General features: G+C 39.3%; 10 protein-coding genes. 7 read left to right on the top strand and 3 right to left on the bottom strand.

Annotation, left to right across the window (positions count from 1 at the left end):
• Window positions 1-2 precede the first annotated feature (2 nt).
• Window positions 3-1,733 (bottom strand): alpha/beta hydrolase-fold protein, encoded by a 1,731-nt coding sequence (locus JYB62_RS11430; protein WP_205645576.1) that lies wholly within the window; start codon window positions 1,731-1,733, stop codon window positions 3-5.
• A 173-nt stretch (window positions 1,734-1,906) separates the two neighbouring features.
• Between JYB62_RS11430 and JYB62_RS11425 the strand changes: the two genes are divergently transcribed.
• The 4 genes from JYB62_RS11425 (at window position 1,907) to JYB62_RS11410 (ending at window position 8,718) form a co-directional block, all read left to right on the top strand.
• Window positions 1,907-3,157 carry a dipeptidase gene (locus tag JYB62_RS11425; RefSeq protein ID WP_205645575.1) on the top strand — a complete coding sequence of 417 codons (1,251 nt, stop codon included), beginning with the start codon at window positions 1,907-1,909 and terminating at the stop codon, window positions 3,155-3,157.
• Window positions 3,158-3,275: 118 nt separating this feature from the next.
• Window positions 3,276-3,779, top strand: a complete 504-nt coding sequence (locus tag JYB62_RS11420; RefSeq protein WP_205645574.1) for a hypothetical protein — start codon at window positions 3,276-3,278, stop codon at window positions 3,777-3,779.
• A gap of 173 nt (window positions 3,780-3,952) precedes the next feature.
• Window positions 3,953-7,303 carry a DUF1553 domain-containing protein gene (locus tag JYB62_RS11415; protein WP_205645573.1) on the top strand — a complete coding sequence of 1,117 codons (3,351 nt, stop codon included), beginning with the start codon at window positions 3,953-3,955 and terminating at the stop codon, window positions 7,301-7,303.
• 2 nt (window positions 7,304-7,305) lie between these two features.
• A complete protein-coding gene (locus JYB62_RS11410; protein ID WP_205645572.1) occupies window positions 7,306-8,718 on the top strand; it encodes a DUF1501 domain-containing protein in 1,413 nt (470 codons plus the stop codon).
• 4 nt (window positions 8,719-8,722) lie between these two features.
• On the opposite strand, the gene JYB62_RS11405 is transcribed toward JYB62_RS11410, so the two are convergent.
• A complete protein-coding gene (locus JYB62_RS11405) occupies window positions 8,723-10,279 on the bottom strand; it encodes an FG-GAP repeat domain-containing protein (protein WP_205645571.1) in 1,557 nt (518 codons plus the stop codon).
• Between the two features lie 99 nt (window positions 10,280-10,378).
• Here JYB62_RS11405 and JYB62_RS11400 point away from each other — a divergent pair, with 99 nt between their 5' ends.
• From JYB62_RS11400 to JYB62_RS11390, 3 genes are all read left to right on the top strand, one after another.
• Window positions 10,379-11,848: a c-type cytochrome domain-containing protein gene (locus tag JYB62_RS11400; protein ID WP_317194664.1), complete on the top strand. Its 1,470-nt coding sequence runs from the start codon at window positions 10,379-10,381 to the stop codon at window positions 11,846-11,848.
• Between the two features lie 228 nt (window positions 11,849-12,076).
• Window positions 12,077-14,695 carry an ATP-dependent chaperone ClpB gene (gene clpB, locus JYB62_RS11395; protein ID WP_205645569.1) on the top strand — a complete coding sequence of 873 codons (2,619 nt, stop codon included), beginning with the start codon at window positions 12,077-12,079 and terminating at the stop codon, window positions 14,693-14,695.
• Window positions 14,696-14,804: 109 nt separating this feature from the next.
• Window positions 14,805-14,987, top strand: coding sequence for a CPXCG motif-containing cysteine-rich protein (locus JYB62_RS11390; RefSeq protein ID WP_205645568.1), 183 nt, complete (start codon window positions 14,805-14,807; stop codon window positions 14,985-14,987).
• Between the two features lie 85 nt (window positions 14,988-15,072).
• Here JYB62_RS11390 and JYB62_RS11385 read toward each other — a convergent pair whose 3' ends face one another.
• A complete protein-coding gene (locus JYB62_RS11385; protein WP_205645567.1) occupies window positions 15,073-17,307 on the bottom strand; it encodes a S9 family peptidase in 2,235 nt (744 codons plus the stop codon).
• Window positions 17,308-17,418 lie beyond the last annotated feature (111 nt).

The raw sequence follows: 17,418 nt of genomic DNA, 5'->3' as shown, positions 1-17,418 counted from the left end.
TATTAATTTTTAGTGATCGTCCAATTTTGTTGATTAAAATTGGAAGGTGCAGAGGCCTTGAATCGGTCCTCGATTTTATCCAAGTACATCGTATTGTATCGGAGTCTGGAAATGTAATTTGGGAGGGTAGGGTCTCCATTCCAACAATGTTCAGCCCTATCTCCATAGGCCACTTCTCCATTGTAGTAAGGGTTTTGAGTTTGCTCCAAAAATTCTTCCGTGAGGTAAACCGCATTGTTTAAATAGTAATTATCCATATCTCCACAATAAATATTCACCTTACCCTCTAATTTTGGCCCTAATGTTTCCCAGTCTCTTTCCATGATATAGCGAAGGTCGTAATTCTCTTTCCAATATTCAGCAACTTCGGAATCAATTTCACCCGTTTTCTTATTCCAAATCGGTTTCGGGTAGCCATCTTGTCCTACCGGGGAATATACAGCTTGCCAAATGTCAAATTGCTCTCCTGATCTGGTTTGTACCCCGCCAATTGCTAATTCTCTATGGTTCATGTCTTTCACCATGGAAGAAACATGTCCCAGGTAATCCCTATGTCCAGGACGTAAAATCTTTTTAAAGTCCCCATCCTGATAATAGGCATTTTGGTCCTCATAAAGGTTAATGGTAGTAAATGCTCTAAAATCAATGGGGTCAGGACAAGCTGCGAAGCAACCATTATATTCATCTGGATAAAATACCTGAGCAGCTAAAGCTTCCCAACCTCCTGTGGATCCCCCATAAAGGATCCTGGCCCAACCTTCGCCAATTCCCCTAAATTCTTTTTCTATATAGGGGATAAGTTCATAGGTAATGGCATCACCATAAGGTCCAAGGTTGGCAGAATTTACGGCATAGCTGTCATCGTAAAATGGGTTGGCATGTTGTATCTGGATAATAATAAAACGTTTGAAATCAGGCGATATCCATTTTTGGTAAAAATCATAGGCTTCTTGCTGTTGGATTTTCTCATAACCATAGATTCCAAAACGAGCAGAGAAATCGTCTTCACTTAAATTAGGATCTGGTGGACTGGTACGAAATCCCCCAAAATCACTTGGGAAATGCCCATGAAATACCATCAAAGGATAATATTGGTTAGGGTTTTCATCAAATCCCTCAGGCAATAAGACATGGGCACCTAAAAACATATCCCTACCCCAGAACTCGGACAAAAGTTCGGATTTCATCTTGATATGCTTAATGAACTTAGTGTCCTCTGGCTCTTCTACTGGAGGGATTTTTTGATCGATAATTAGCTGGTAGTCATTTCCTTTCTTCCATTCAATGGAGATAGGCAATGAATAGGTGTTTCCTGGAGTACTGGTCCATTTTCTTCCTTCCCCTTGATCCATGGCTAGTTTTACTTGATGGCCATCCCCTCGGTCAAAGGTTTCGTACTTGATGAAAAATGCTTGTACTAAATAGTCTCCTTCCTCCAAATTAGAAAGTTGCTCTAATGGGTATCCAAAACTATCCATTTTGAACTCAATGACAGACCCAGGTTCAAAATTCTCTACATCCATTCCGAAAACTTGGGCAGTATTTACATTGTCGGAAACAGAAAAGCGGGGTTCTCTTGAATCGTCTTTTGAGAAAAACAAGAGTAGTCTTCCATCAGAAATATCTTGACTAAGGTCAGAGGCTATTTCGATTTTTATTTCCGGTAAATCATCATTGCTATTACAAGAAGAAAATAGCGCTGATAATAAAATTAAGTAGATGAGTTTTTTCATTTGAAGGTGGTTTTTCTATTAAAAGTTAATGATTAACTGCTAGATGGAACAATACAAGGGTGAAAAATGAAAAGATATGAATTCTAAAAAGGTTGAAATGGCCTTTAGTGGAATTTTTTGAAAGTAGTCATAAAAAGAAAGTATCTTTCTCTCTTTAATAACCACCAACCAATATGAAGAAAAACTATTCCCTATTATTAATTGGCTTAATGGCCTGGGCATGCCAGCCAAAAGAGGTAGCAGTTGATTATACCAGCATGAGCGATGAAGAGCGGCTCCAAGCAGCTACAGAAATTGCCCATAAAACGATCATGGTAGACGGACATGTAGATTTGCCTTATCGAATGAAGGTAGGCGGATTTACCTTGCAAAGAGAAATTCTTGATGTTTCTGTAAGAACTGATGGAGGGAATTTTGACTATCCTAGAACCAAAGAGGGAGGGTTAGATGCTCCTTTTATGTCTATTTATATCCCAGCAGTAAATCAACAAATCCCTGGCGCTTCCAAAGCCCTGGCGGATTCTCTTATCCTAATGACCGAAAGACTGACAGAGACTTTTCCTGACAAATTTGCTATAGCTTATAGCCCAGCAGACATCGAGGCCAATTTTGCTGCAGGAAAGATTTCTCTTCCTATGGGGATGGAAAATGGTGCTGGATTAGAAGATGATATTGCCAATGTTGAATATTTTCATGGTAGAGGGATTCGATACATCACACTCACACACGGAAAGGCAAACCTTATTGGAGATAGTAGTTACGATACGGTAAGGCTATACAATGGTCTTAGCGAGTATGGGAAACAAGTCGTTCAAGAAATGAACCGAGTAGGGATTATGGTAGATGTTTCTCACGTTTCTGATGAAACATTTTTGGATGCTTTGGAGGTGACCAAAGTGCCGGTTATAGCTTCGCATTCTTCAGTAAGAAAATTCACTCCTGGATTTGAGAGAAATATGAGTGATGAACTGATCCAAGCCATGGCGAAGAATGGTGGAGTAATGATGATCAATTTTGGGGGTAGTTTCATAGACTCCGCATATGCTGCTGGCTCCGCTAAAGTCAGAGAGCATATTGTCAACTGGCTTGCTGAGAATAACCTCAGTAGAAGTGATTCTGCCGCTCAGGCTTATATTGCCGAATATACTGCTGCCAATAATCCTTTTCCCACCGTACAGAAAGTTGCCGACCATATTGATCATGTAGTAGCTTTGGTAGGTATAGACTATGTGGGGCTTGGATCTGATTTTGATGGAGTGGGGGATTCCTTGCCTACCGGATTGAAAGATGTTTCTATGTATCCCAATTTGATTGCTGAATTATTGAAAAGAGGTTACTCTGAAGAGGATATACAAAAAATTTGTTCAGGGAATATATTTAGGGTGTGGCGAGCTGTGGAGGAATATGCTAAATCTCAAGGTTAAAGGCCTAATATCGGTTTAAGTTTAGCTTCTCTTTTTGGAGGAGCTAATTTTCTTTTTAAGCTTGATTTTTAAATTTTTTTACCCAATTTAAACCTGTAATTTATTAATCAGTTTATTTATGAAATTCAGAATTTTATTTTCGGCAATAATTCTTATTTCTTTCAAATCCTTTTCGCAAAGTCAAGGAGCAGAAAGTATTTTTGCTTCAGGGGTACAAGGTTGCTATAGCAACTATTATATTTCTTTTCATGAGAGAGGGGCTTATGAAGTTTCAGACGGAGAACATGAGGCTGTGATGACGGTAATCAATCAAGGAAAAAGTGAATGCTACATGGCTAAAGCAACTGTTAAAGATGGGAAAATTGTGAATCCGGTTAGTATACAAAAATCGGATGGTACTTATGTGCCTTACCAGAGGATGTTTAAGTCGCTCGACCAGGATTGGTTAGAAGAACAGGATTTGCAAAATTTGTTTTTGATTACAGATGGAATGAGCAATGTTTTTCAGACACAGGAAAAGTATTTTCTTCGTTTATTTTTCCACACATTTATTCATCCGGATCATGGGGGAAATAAAAAAGCACCCCCGGCTAGCATCTTATTGAAGTCCGATGGAAAGTAATTCATAAAATCTCTAAATATGAAAAGCCCTCAAAAAGGAAGATACTTTTTGGGGGCTTTTTTTATGAGTTAATACCTTTCACTATACTTTTAATTGCATTTTTTTAAGATAATTATTTATCTATTTCTCAGTGTATTAAGAGTATTTTGTTAAATTGGATGTAAATATTTTTTATGAACCCAAATAGCTTTTCATCGTCTCGTTTGGCGGCCCATATCCCTATATTTTCTTTGTTTGGTCTCCTCTTGGTTTTTGCTTGTCAGCCTTCATTACCAGAAGAGGTGGAGTTGGCTTATGAGACTTTACCAGAAAAAATAGATTATAATTTCCATGTAAAACCAATTTTGGCTGATCGTTGCTATGCTTGTCATGGACCAGACGAAGGATCCCGAAAAGCGGGATTGAGATTGGATATTGAGGAAGATGCGTTTATGAAGTTGTCCTCCGGAAATAAGGCATTTTCAAAAGGGAGTTTAGGAGGTAGTGAGGTATACCACAGGATGATTAGTTTAGATCCTGAGACTGTCATGCCTCCTCCGGAATCGAATCTCTCTCTTACTCCAGCCGAAATCGCGACCATTGCCAAATGGGTGGAGCAAGGAGCGGAGTGGAAAGAGCATTGGTCTTTCTTGAAAGTGGAGTCTCCTGCTGTCCCTGAAGTTAAAGAAGACTGGAAAAGGAATAATGAGATTGATTATTTTGTTCAAGCTGAATTGCTTAGGCAAGGACTTTCTCCTAATCCTCAAGCAGACAAGGAAAGACTTTTGAGAAGAGTGACGATGGATTTGACAGGCCTTCCACCCACCATCCAACAGATTGATGATTTTTTAAATGACAACTCTGAACGTGCTTATGAAAAGGTAGTGGATCGGCTGCTTGCCTCTCAAGAACATGCAGAAAGATTGACCATGGAATGGTTAGATATAGCCAGATATGCCGATTCTCATGGGGTTTCCTTTGACGGTTACAGGGAGGTTTGGCCTTATCGGGATTGGGTAATTAATGCCTTTAAAAATAATATTCCTATCAGTGACTTTATTACTAAGCAAGTTGCTGGAGACTTGCTGCCAAATGGGACTACAGAGGATAAGTTGGCCACTGCATTTTATAGGCTCAATCCCATGGAGGCTTCTGCAGGTTCAATTCAAGAAGAATACAGGGTTGAATATGTGGCAGAAAGAACAGCTACAACAGGTACTGCTTTTTTGGGGCTGACAATTGGATGCGCCAGATGTCATGACCACAAATTTGACCCTATCAGCCAAAAGAATTTTTTTCAGCTTTCTGCATTTTTCAATAGCATAGACGAGTTTGGATTAGGGCCAACCGATTTGAATAGAGCTCCCACTTTGTTGCTTTTTAAGGAACATCAGCGGCAAAGTTTGGACTCCTTGGATCAATTAATTCTGCAAAAGGAGAAGGCTTTAAATGAATATGAAGTGAATGAAATCAAGGATTATGTGGCGACAATATCTCCCGATAAGTTACTTCCAAAAGAAATTGCTTCATATTCGTTTGAATCTTTTGAAAAGATAAAAAAGGAAAAGAAAAGAAAGAACCCATTTGCTGAGGAAGAAGCAGAGGAGTACAAGACTAAAACCGCAAAGGAAAAAGCTAAAATTGATTCCCTGAAAAAGGCTAACAAAAAAAAGAAAAAAGAATACGAGGAAATCTTGATCCTTGATAATAATAAAAATGCTGAGGCAACGCTAGGTGTAGAATTGGTGAATGGCTGGAAAGGGAAAGGGTTATTATTTGATGATGATTACGATTATGTCAGTTTGAATAAGGTTGGCTTTTTTGATCAATATGATTCATTCTCTGCAAGTGTTTGGATTAAACCTCAAGGAAATGAGAAAAGGCATATTCAGAACATCATTGGGAACAGCAATAATTTTTTGGGATTCTACCGAGGATGGGAAATGTTCTTAGATTCCACAAACCATCTATCTGTACGTCTCATTCATAGACTTCCCGATGATTATCTGGAAGTGAAAACGGAGGAGCCTGTGAAATTTGAGGCATGGACTCAAGTAGGGTTTTCCTATGATGGAACAGGAAAAGCAACAGGTGTTACACTTTATATAGAAGGGGAGAGTCAACAAATGAAAGTTGTTTCAGATCAGCTTTCGCGTAGTATTTTACCCATTGATGAATACACTGCCAAAATTGATACCCTGCCCCTTCGATTAGGAAAAAGCTATCGTCTTTTTTCCTTTGATCCTGGTATTTATAAAGGATACATGGATGAGGTAAAACTTTTTGACAGGGAACTTACTAGTTTGGAAATGGCAAGTTTAGTGGGGGATACTTCCAGGCCATTGTCTTCCGAATCCTCTAAGGAATACCTGTTGGCACAGGAAAGAAAAGCCATAGAGCTTAGGAATGAAATTCGCTCCCTAAGAAAAGCGAAATTGGAGATTTTGGAAACGACCCAAGAAGTGATGGTAATGGAAGATATGCCTGAACCCAGACCTACCTTTTTGTTAAAGAGGGGAGTTTATAATGATTATGGGGAAAAAGTTTTACCAAGTACTCCAGAAAATGTCCTTCCGTTTCCGGAAGATTATCCTCAAAATAGATTGGGGTTGGCTAAATGGATCATAAATCCAGAGAATCCTTTGCCTTCCCGTGTGATCATCAATAGATATTGGCAAATGATTTTTGGTACTGGGATTGTCAAGACTTCTGGAGACTTTGGTATTCAAGGAGACTTACCTACTCATCCAGAGTTATTGGATTGGTTGGCGTATGAGTTTATGGATAGCGGATGGGATTTGAGGAGTATGCTAAAATTGATGGTGATGTCTGCTACCTATCAGCAATCTTCTTTTGCAGATCCTGAGAAATACGAAGCAGATCCTGAAAATAAATATTACGCCAGGTCAAGTAGTTATAGACTGCCGGCAGAATTTATCCGTGATAATGCATTGGCATCCAGTGGTATTTTAGATAAAAAAATCGGTGGGCCGAGTGTTAAACCATATCAGCCAGAAGGATTATGGGAGGAATTGGGAGATTTCTCATTTAAGCTACATAAATACAGACAAGATACGGGGAGTAACCTCCATAGAAGAAGCCTCTATACGTTTACCAGAAGATTTTCTCCAGCGCCTTACATGATTACGTTCGATGCATCAAACCGGGAGATCTGTATTACGAAAAGGGTCAATACAAATACTCCCCTTCAAGCGCTTAATTTATTGAACGGGCCTCAGTTTATTGAGGCTTCCAGGTTCATGTCTGAACGGGTAATTAAAGAGGAAGAGGCCATTGAAGATCAGCTTAAACTAAGTTTTCGATTGGCCACAGGCGTTACTCCGAATGAGAAATTACTGGCTACTCTAAAAGAATATTATGAAAGTGCCTATGCGCATTTTCAGGAAAATCCGATGTCAGCTGATTCTTTACTGGCCGTAGGAGAATTACCTAGAGATCAAGCCCTTGACAAGACGCAAACTGCTGCATTAACCTTAGTAGCAAATTCGATTTTAAATTTTGATGAAACTTATATGAAAAGGTAACTATGGGACATAATCATATACATTTACCTTTGACTAGGAGAGAGTTTTTGACTAAAACATCTTTGGGGATAGGAGCTGTTTCACTCGCTTCCTTACTGGACCCTTCTTCTCTTTTCGCATTTGGAAATAAACCTCATTTCGTCCCAAAAGCTAAAAGAATCATATACCTCTATATGGCGGGGGCACCTTCTCAACTGGACTTATTTGATTACAAGCCACAGTTGGTTAAAATGAATGGAGAAAATCTGCCTTCAAGCGTATTTGGAGATAGACTGACTGGAACCGCAGCTACCCAAAATTCTTTTCCCATGGTGGGGACGCGATGGAATTTTAAGCAGCATGGAGAAAGTGGAATGTGGATGAGTGATTTGTTGCCTAATATGTCAAAAATCACTGATGAGTTGTGTAAAATTCAATCCATGCATACGGCATCTGTTCAACATGAACCTGCGCAGATGTTTACCAATACCGGATCTGAACTTCCTGGCAGGCCTTCTTTTGGATCTTGGATTAGCTATGGATTAGGATCTGATAATGAGAATTTACCTGCGTTTATTGTCTTGAAAACCGAAGGGTTAGAAGGAGGATTTGCAGGGTTATATTCCAGCGCATTTTTACCCGCAGAGCATCAAGGTGTTCGATTTCGTGGAGGGAAGGATCCTGTTTTATACTTGACGAATCCTCCTGGAGTAACTGAATCAGTTAGGAGAGAACAGTTGGATTATTTGAAAAAAATGCAGGAAGGAGCTTTTGAATTTTGGGAAGACCCATCTATCAAGGCAAAAATGGCTCAATATGAAATGGCCTTTAGAATGCAGACCTCTGTTCCAGAAGTGGTTGATACCAAAGGTGAGCCAGATTACATTTATGAGCAATATGGAGAGGATAGCAAAAAGTCCGGTACTTTTGCCAGTAATTGTTTATTAGCGAGGAGATTAGCGGAGCGTGGTGTGAAATTTATCCAAGTGTATCATGGAGGTTGGGATCATCATAATGATTTGCCTAAAAGTATTGCGAAGCGTGCCAAGGAAGTTGACCAAGCGAGTGCCGCCTTAATTATGGACTTAAAACAAAGAGGTTTATTGGAAGATACTTTAGTGGTTTGGGGAGGAGAATTTGGTAGGACCTGTTTTTCGCAAGGAGAGCTGACAAAGGATAATTTTGGAAGGGATCATCATCCAGACGCCTATACCATGCTATTGGCAGGAGCAGGAGTGAAAAAGGGTTTGACTTATGGAAGAACAGATGATTTTGGATATCACGTGGTAGAAAACCCTGTTCATGTCCATGATCTAAATGCGACATTACTTCATTTAATGGGATTGGATCACGAGCGGTTGACTTATAAATTCCAAGGTAGAAGATTCAGATTAACCGATGTGGAAGGAAATGTTGTCAGGGATATTTTGAGCTAAATTTTCAATCGATCTTTCTACAGGCTTGGTTTCCCGCTGCATCAGTGGCACAAATTTCAATGGGGTTTTCAGTTTCCAATTTTGACAAGTCGGCAAACCATAAATATTCTCCGTACCATGTCATTGAGATTTTTTTTGAGCCTGAGACCACTACTACCTCTTTCCAGTCTTGGGGCATGCTGGGGCTTTTATTGTCCGATACACGAGCATAGACTTTACTTGTCCCATCCGATGACGATGTTTGTTCAATATGTGAAATAATAGGCGGAGCGGTATCTGCTTGGACTTTTTTACCGATATAGATGCGTTCCTCTATGGATTCTTCTCCTTCTCCTTGTCCCATAATGATATCCATTTTATAGTCATTGTTTAGATCAGCGAAGATCAAGGAAAGAGTATGGGGAGTGGGATCTCCAGAAAGAATGCTTTGTTGAAGTTTAAATTTTCCAGTTCCGTCATTGATCAACAAGCGGTCTTCACCTGTAAGCGAGCTGAGGATAAAATCAGGATCGCCATCGGAATCAAAATCCAAAAATACGACATTGTTATCATCCTCTCCTATGTTGTCCTGATCTAACCATAGTGAAGAAGTAGCATCAAGAAATCGCTTAGCACTATCATTTAGAAAAACATGCTCACGTCTGGACCATGATTTACCATCTACAATTTCTCCATCGTTGACAGTAACTAAATCCAGGAATCCATCTTGATTGATGTCTGCAATTTCAAATTCATAATTATTGGTATATGCAGGCAACATCCTTTTGTCTATGAAATGACCTTTGCCATCATTTTCAAAAACTCGACTTGTACCACATCTTTTACATGATATGGCAATATCTAAGTCAAAGTCATTATCGAAATCAAAAAATTCCAAATCCCAAGAAAATTGGATTAATAGATCCGGCATATGGGAATCTGTGACATCTTCAAATTTTCCAGATCCGTCATTGAGCCATAACAGGGTTTTGCCTCCTTCATTATCCATGTTGGAGCCAGGGCCCCAATCTGATAAAACTACATCAAGATCCCCATCTGCGTCCACATCCCCAAATTCTAAATCTCCTATACTAGCTACTTTAGAGGGAAGATGAGTCTCAGTTACTCTTATAAATTGCCCGTTTTGCTGTCCTAAGTATAATTCACTTTGGGTTTGAAAAGTGCTGCCTACCAACAAATCCGTAAAACCATCTTGGTTTAAATCTCTGGCTTTAATCACTCTGGCATAAAATTTATCTTCGCCAAAAACTTGTTTGGTGATTTCAAGAAATGGCGAGTTGGGACCTTGGTTGAGAAAAATACGACTAGATTCTAACTTGCCAGGCTCTGAATAATCTCCCCCGTTCGCGAACATCAGATCTACTTTACCATCTTTGTTTAGGTCTGCGGCTTCCACTCGATTCGTCCATTCTGCTGTGTTGGGTAAGTAGATATCAGTTTGGTCTTCCCAAAGAAAATCATCTGACAACTTCGATGCTAGCTCTTGCTTTGGCTTATTGCATGAGTTTAAAAAACAAAAAATAGAGCCGAGAAGAATGAATGATTTGAAAAAATTGATCATTGGCAAGAAGATTATCCTAATTTAATTTGATCTACAAGAATTTGTATTACATAAATGTAAGGTACAAATGTTATCTTTAAATAAGTCAATTTTAAATGTATGTTCAATATCTTTTTGCAATCAGATTCTACCTTATTTTTCGGACGATTTCATTCATTAATAGTGCATCTGCCAATTGGTTTTATTCTACTGGGAGTTGCTGTCTTTCTTTTGTCGCTTTTTAAGAAGTTTCGATTCTTAATGACTTCGCTTCCTTTGATCCTACTATTGAGTGCCATAAGTGCAATTTTGGCAGTGTTATTTGGGTTTTTTCTTGCCACCGAAGGAGGGTATCCAGAAGGGACCTTGTCCTGGCACAGATGGATGGGCATTGCGGTGGCCTTAATTTCTGTAATTTCATTGCTTTTGATCTTAGGCTTTTTTGATAAAGATTCATCTGGAATACCACTCAAGGAAAGATTGAATATTCATTTTCTTGATTCAGAAATAAACAAGCAGAAAAAGCAGCTTGGGTTTTGTTTGGGGATGCTGGCAATCTGTATTTCCATTACGGGACATTTGGGAGGAAATCTCACACATGGTGAAGGATACCTTTTTGATTATGCCCCGTCCTTCATTCAGGGATTTATCTCCATTAGCGAATCAGAAGAAGCCAATTATTCCTTTCCAGAGGATGCAGATTCCACTTTGGTATTCGAACATATTATCCAGCCAGCTTTAATTCAAAAATGTGCCTCATGCCATCAGGGAGAATCAAAAAAGGGAGGACTGAGCATTATGACATTAGAGGATTTGAAAGAAGGGGGAGAGACTGGTCCTGCGATTGAGGAGGGCTCTTTGTCCACTAGTGAATTGTATCAGCGGGTGACCTTGAATCCTGAAAGTAAAAAGTTTATGCCACCAAAAGGAGCAGGGCTTTCTTATGGAGAAATAACCTTATTGAAGTATTGGATAGAAAGTGGAATTGATCAAAAGTTAAGTGTGACAGATGAAGTGATTCCAAAAGAAATTAAAGAATTGATCGAGAGTACCTATGGACTTTCTACGCGAAGAAAGGCTCATTATGAAAAAGTGAAGTTAGAGGCTGCTCCTGAAGCTACCTTGAATGAAGTGAGGAAGCAAGGGTTTAGGATTGCTACGCTATCCGAAGAAAATAATTTCTTGGAGGTAGTAGCCATTGGGAAGTTGAAAAGTGAAAATATTGAGGCGTTAAAAGAGATTGGAGAACAAATCACTTGGCTAGACTTGGGTGAATCTGATGTAAAAGATGAATCCTTAAGTGTCATCTCGGATTTCCAGAATCTAACAAAATTATTATTGGATAATAATCCAATTACTGATCAAGGTGCATCTGCATTAGGGGGGTTGAAGAACTTAGAAACTGTCAATCTTTATAATACATCTATAGGGGATTCTACACTGAATTTGCTTGCCCAAATCAAAAGCCTTCAAAGTGTGTACGTGTGGAATACAAAAGTGAGCAAGGAGTTAGTTAGTCGATTGGAGGAAGAATATCCTAGCTTAGCAATTGATATTGGAGACATGACCGTGGCCAAGGAGCAAAAGTAGTTTATAAGGCGCTGGTAACTTGTCCTTCATTTTTATTTACCTAGCCTATTTTACTGCCAAAAAATCCGAATTTTTGAATAAAAAGGATATTTATCGGTCATAATGACTTGAAAATATACTTGGAGTTGGATTTGCTAAATAAAAAATGTGTTACATCCGGGATAGGTGAAATGTAGAGATTTTCCTGGGGTACTCGTTCAAATTAGAAACTTAAAAAAACCAACTATAATGGATTTCAAACAATTTACAATCAAGTCCCAAGAGGCGATTCAGAAAGCGGTGGAGTTGGCATCAGCTGCAGGTCAGCCTAATATCGAGCCCGCTCATATACTGAAAGGAATTTTCTCAGAGGATGAAAATGTAACCGATTTTTTATTCAAAAAACTCGGTGCAAATAAGCAATTGCTCAATCAAAAATTGGATGAACAATTAGAGCGTTTGCCAAAAGTAAGTGGAGGACAACAACCCTACTTAAGTAATGCCGCCAACCAAGTATTGACCAAAGCAAAAGATTATTTAAAAACTTTTGGGGATGAATATGTGGCAATTGAGCATTTACTGTTGAGCATTCTGGCGGCAGGGGATCCTGCTTCAAGGATTTTAAAAGATCAGGGTATTTCTGAAAAACCATTGATCGAGGCAATTAAAGAACTTAGAAAAGGTAACAAAGTGACAGACCCAAATGCAGAAAGTAAATATCAGGCTTTAGAGAAGTATTCTAAAAACCTGAACGAAATGGCCAAGAAAGGAAAAATAGATCCGGTTATTGGTCGAGATGAAGAAATTAGAAGGGTTCTTCAAATTTTAGCAAGAAGAACTAAAAATAACCCCATCTTATTAGGTGAGCCTGGTGTGGGTAAAACTGCCATTGTGGAAGGTTTGGCTCAGCGAATTGTTTCTGGTGATGTGCCTGAAAACCTAAAATCCAAAACCTTGATCTCATTGGACATGGGTTTATTGGTAGCTGGGGCTAAATACAAAGGAGAATTTGAGGAGCGATTGAAAGCTGTGATCAAAGAAGTGACAGATGCAGAAGGAGAAATTATTCTTTTCATCGATGAGATTCATACGCTGATTGGAGCAGGTGGAGGAGGAGAAGGTGCCATGGATGCAGCCAACTTGTTGAAGCCAGCTTTGGCGAGGGGTGAGTTGCATGCGATCGGTGCAACGACTCTGAAAGAGTATCAGAAATATATCGAAAAAGACAAAGCTTTGGAAAGAAGATTCCAAGCTGTGATTGTTGATGAACCAGATGCTGCAGATGCAATATCAATTCTAAGGGGAATTAAAGATAAGTATGAAGTTCACCACGGGGTTCGAATCAAAGATGATGCAGTCATTTCAGCTGTAGAGCTGTCTCAACGTTACATTTCTGATCGTTTTTTGCCGGATAAGGCTATTGACTTAATGGACGAAGCAGCTGCGAAATTGAGGATGGAAATTGATTCTTTGCCTCAAGAGCTCGATGAGCTGAATCGAAGAATCATGCAGCTGGAAATCGAACGTGAAGCGATCCGAAGAGAAAAGAACAAGGACAAAGAAACTGTTCTGAGTAAGGAATTGGCGGAGCTTTCTGAGAAGCGAGATAGTGTGAAAGCTAAGTGGGAAAGCGAAAAAGCGGTGATTACCGGTATCCAACGTGAAAAGGAGCGTATCGATAATTACAAACTGGAAGCTGAACAAGCGGAGCGAGCCGGTGATTTCGGAAAAGTTGCCGAAATCCGATATGGAAAAATTGGCGAAGCAGAGCAAAAACTAGAGTCTTTCAAAAAGCAATTGGCAGAGATGCAATCTGGATCTCCTTTGCTGAAAGAAGAGGTAGATCAAGAGGATATTGCCGCAGTAGTTTCTAAATGGACTGGTATTCCTTTGTCAAAAATGATTCAATCTGAACGAGAGAAATTATTGCACTTGGAGGAAGAATTAGGCAAGCGAGTGGCCGGGCAAAAAGAAGCTATCACTGCATTGTCTGACGCGGTCAGAAGAAGTAGAGCAGGCTTACAGGATCCGAAACGTCCAATTGGAAGCTTCATCTTCATGGGTACTACAGGAGTGGGTAAGACCGAACTTGCCAAGGCCTTGGCGGAATACCTCTTCAATGATGAAAATGCCATGGTGAGAATTGACATGTCCGAATACCAAGAAAGACATGCAGTGAGCAGGTTGGTGGGAGCGCCTCCAGGATACGTGGGATACGATGAAGGTGGTCAATTGACTGAGGCGGTTAGGAGAAAGCCTTATTCTGTAGTCTTGTTGGATGAGATTGAGAAAGCACACCCAGATGTATTCAATATCTTACTTCAGGTCTTGGATGATGGGAGGTTGACAGATAATAAAGGTAGAATTGCGAGTTTCAAGAATACCATTATCATTTTGACTACCAATATCGGTTCCAACTTGATTCAGGAACGATTTGCTGAAATTGAGGAATGGAACAAAGAAGAAATCATGGAAAAAACCAAACAGGAGGCTTTTGATTTATTAAAGCAGTCTGTGCGACCGGAATTCCTAAATAGAATTGATGAGGTAATCATGTTCGAGCCATTAAATAAGAAGATCATCCGAAAGATTGTGGATATTCAATGGAAAGAGATTCAAAAACGACTTGCTGAAGCAAATATTGAAATTGAAGCTACTACGGAAGTTCTGGATTATTTAGGAGAGGTTGGTTTTGATCCCAATTTTGGAGCGAGACCATTGAAAAGAACCATGCAGCGTCTGATTTTGAATGAATTGTCAAAGCAGATTCTTTCTGGCTACGTCAAGAATGATTCAGCAGTATTGGTCGACTTAGATGCAGATAAGCAGGTGTATTTTAAAAATATAGATGCTCCTGTGGAAGTGTAATTAGAAAGTATATTTGATTAAAAACCCTCGGGCATTTTGGCTTCGAGGGTTTTTTGCTTTATGGAGCAGAACTGTTTTTAGATACAATAGTATTTTTTTAACTTCTCGAATGCTTGAACATTTCTTTCAATGTCCCTATTGTCTCGCTGAAATATCAATGCTGATAGATCCCTCAGTTTCCAAACAACAATACATAGAAGATTGCGAGGTTTGCTGTAATCCAATAGAATTAAGAATTGAAATTGAAGAAGGAAAAATAATAGTTTTCGAGACTAAGTCGATAGAACAATAAAAAACCTAAAGCCATTCGCTTTAGGTTTTTTTACTATTCATTCGATATCTTCTTCTAAACTTTTAGCCAAAAAGCTAATGACTGGTTAATTCACTGGAGTATGCTCTATTAAATAATTTGTGAGCAAAGTATACAAATGAAGACTTGTTCCCTCTCCTTCCCTGATTCCATGCGACCTATTCGGGTAAGGCATTACCTGGAATTGTTTGTTGTGTTTGATGAGCTCGTTGATCAGCATTTCAGCACTTTGATAATGTACATTGTCATCACCCGTTCCATGTACTAGCAACAGATTACCTTCTAGGTTTTTGGCATAAGTGATAGGGGATCCTTCTATAAAATCTTCTAAATTTTCCTGAGGTAATCCCATGTATCGCTCTTGATAGATATTATCATATATCAACTGGTTTGATACAGAAGCTACAGACATACCTGTTTGATAAACTTCTGGGAATTTAAACATCAGGTTTAAGGTCATTGAGCCTCCGCCGCTCCAACCCCAAACAGCTACTCTGTTTTCATCTAAATAAGGAAGTTTTAAAATTTCCTTAGCTGCCAACCCCTGATCTTGAGCATTTACTTTGCCTATGTTTCTATAGATGATTTTTCTCCAAGCACTTCCTTTAAGTGTTGGAGTACCACGATTATCCATGTCAATAATCACATAGCCTTTTTGTGCAAGCATGATGTTAAATAATCCCACCTGTGTATCTGTCGCTACTGTACTCCAAGGTTCCCCATAGACATGGAAAAGCACTGGGTATTTTTTATTTTCATCAAAGTCAATAGGGTAAATCACTCGTGCATCAAGCGTAACTCCTTCTGATGTAGTGACCGTAGTGAATTTGATTTCCGGTAGTGCTAGGGATGCGAGCTTTTGTTTATAGGCATTGTTTTCTACTAAAGTCTTAATGGTTTCATGTTTTGGAAGGCTTACTAATCTTACGGTGAGTGGATCTTTTGTGCTCTGATGGTTGTGAACTGCTACTTGACCATTTGGAGCAATATTATAGGTATTGACTCCGGAGTAAGAAGCAGGTGTGATTTTCCGAAGCTTTCCTTTTCCTGCAAGGTCAATGGCAAATAAATAGCGCTGGGTAGGATTATCAGGTGAAGCAATGAAATAGACTTCTTTGTCAGTAACCCCTCCAAAAGAGGCTACATCAAAATCACCTGGAGTAATCAAGGTCCTTTCTCCAGACTCTATATTCACCTTATAAATATGTCTCCAGGCATCATTTTCAGTCATGCGTAAAAATGCTTTGCCGTCATCGACCAGTGGCAAACTATTATCACTCCAGCCATATCGAGACAAATCGGGATAAGCCAAGTCAACCCAAGTCTCTTCTGTTTCCACGTAAACCTTTTTCAAATCAGCATTAGATGGCTGATAAGTCCAAATGGTCAATTGGTTTTGCTTCCTGTTCATCTGTTGGATCAACAATAAATCTTCATTGATCCACTGCATTCCAGGTAGGTAATTTTCTTTTTCACCTCCAGGGATTGGAATCCACATGGTCTTTTTTGATTCCATATCAATCAATCCGATTTTGGCACCAGCAGGCTCTTCTCCGACTTTTGGGTATTGCAAAGGAATAGGTCTGGAATAAACCGAGTCGGTGTTATTGATCATATAAAAGGTACCGATTTTAGAAGCATCGATCTGCCAATAAGAAATGTACTTGGCATTTGGACTCCAGGCAAAGCCATCTCGTTTGCCAAACTCTTCTTCATAGGCCCAATCAAACGTGCCATTAATGATTTTGTCGGTACCATCTGTTGTCAATTGAATGACTTTTCCGGTTTCGAATTCCTCCAGATACAAATTGAACTTCTGCACATAAGCCACTTGTGAATTATCTCCCGAAAATTTTGCAAACATTAGAGAGGATGGCTCAAATTGAGTTCCCAGCTGTTTTAGGGAGTTGGAATTGAGGTCGTAAACAAAATAATCCCCCTTGGTATTGGACCTCCAAACCCTGCTTGAGTTGGTAAAAATCAACACCTTACTGCCGTCATCCGAAAGGCTAAAAGATTCTATTCGAATTGGATTGCCATTGGAGATTAAAGCAGACCCAGGGACAAAGACAGATTTTTCTAAGGTTTTACTGTCCCATCGAGCCAGTTCATTTCCGTTCTCTACTGTCACATAGGCGGCTCCATCTTCTATCCATTGAATAGGTTGTAGGCTCTCCTGGCGAAATTCGCCCGAGGCGTAGATTCTTTCCAGGTTTAGTAAATCAGCGGTTTGGGCTATTGCCGGGTTGCAGAATATAAAACATAGAAAACTTAAGAAAAGGAGTTGATTTGAGAATCGCATGGCGTTTTTTAGTGGAATTGAAGTCTTAAAAATAAGATAATATTGGTAGACTTTCCTCTTGAGTTTAATCCAAAAGAAAAACAGGTCATGATTGACCTGTTTTAAATAATA

The sequence above is a fragment of the Algoriphagus lutimaris genome, from assembly GCF_017051705.1.
Lineage (GTDB): Bacteria > Bacteroidota > Bacteroidia > Cytophagales > Cyclobacteriaceae > Algoriphagus > Algoriphagus lutimaris.
Note: the sequence above shows the minus strand (reverse complement) of the source record. Positions and strands in the feature narration are given on the sequence as shown.

Coding starts and splice junctions, on each gene's coding strand:
- JYB62_RS11410 (WP_205645572.1), top strand. CDS start 7,306: ATGGGACATAATCATATACATTTACCTTTGACTAGGAGAGAGTTTTTG.
- JYB62_RS11405 (WP_205645571.1), bottom strand. CDS start 10,279: ATGATCAATTTTTTCAAATCATTCATTCTTCTCGGCTCTATTTTTTGT.
- clpB (WP_205645569.1), top strand. CDS start 12,077: ATGGATTTCAAACAATTTACAATCAAGTCCCAAGAGGCGATTCAGAAA.
- JYB62_RS11390 (WP_205645568.1), top strand. CDS start 14,805: ATGCTTGAACATTTCTTTCAATGTCCCTATTGTCTCGCTGAAATATCA.
- JYB62_RS11415 (WP_205645573.1), top strand. CDS start 3,953: ATGAACCCAAATAGCTTTTCATCGTCTCGTTTGGCGGCCCATATCCCT.
- JYB62_RS11430 (WP_205645576.1), bottom strand. CDS start 1,733: ATGAAAAAACTCATCTACTTAATTTTATTATCAGCGCTATTTTCTTCT.
- JYB62_RS11400 (WP_317194664.1), top strand. CDS start 10,379: ATGTTCAATATCTTTTTGCAATCAGATTCTACCTTATTTTTCGGACGA.
- JYB62_RS11420 (WP_205645574.1), top strand. CDS start 3,276: ATGAAATTCAGAATTTTATTTTCGGCAATAATTCTTATTTCTTTCAAA.
- JYB62_RS11385 (WP_205645567.1), bottom strand. CDS start 17,307: ATGCGATTCTCAAATCAACTCCTTTTCTTAAGTTTTCTATGTTTTATA.
- JYB62_RS11425 (WP_205645575.1), top strand. CDS start 1,907: ATGAAGAAAAACTATTCCCTATTATTAATTGGCTTAATGGCCTGGGCA.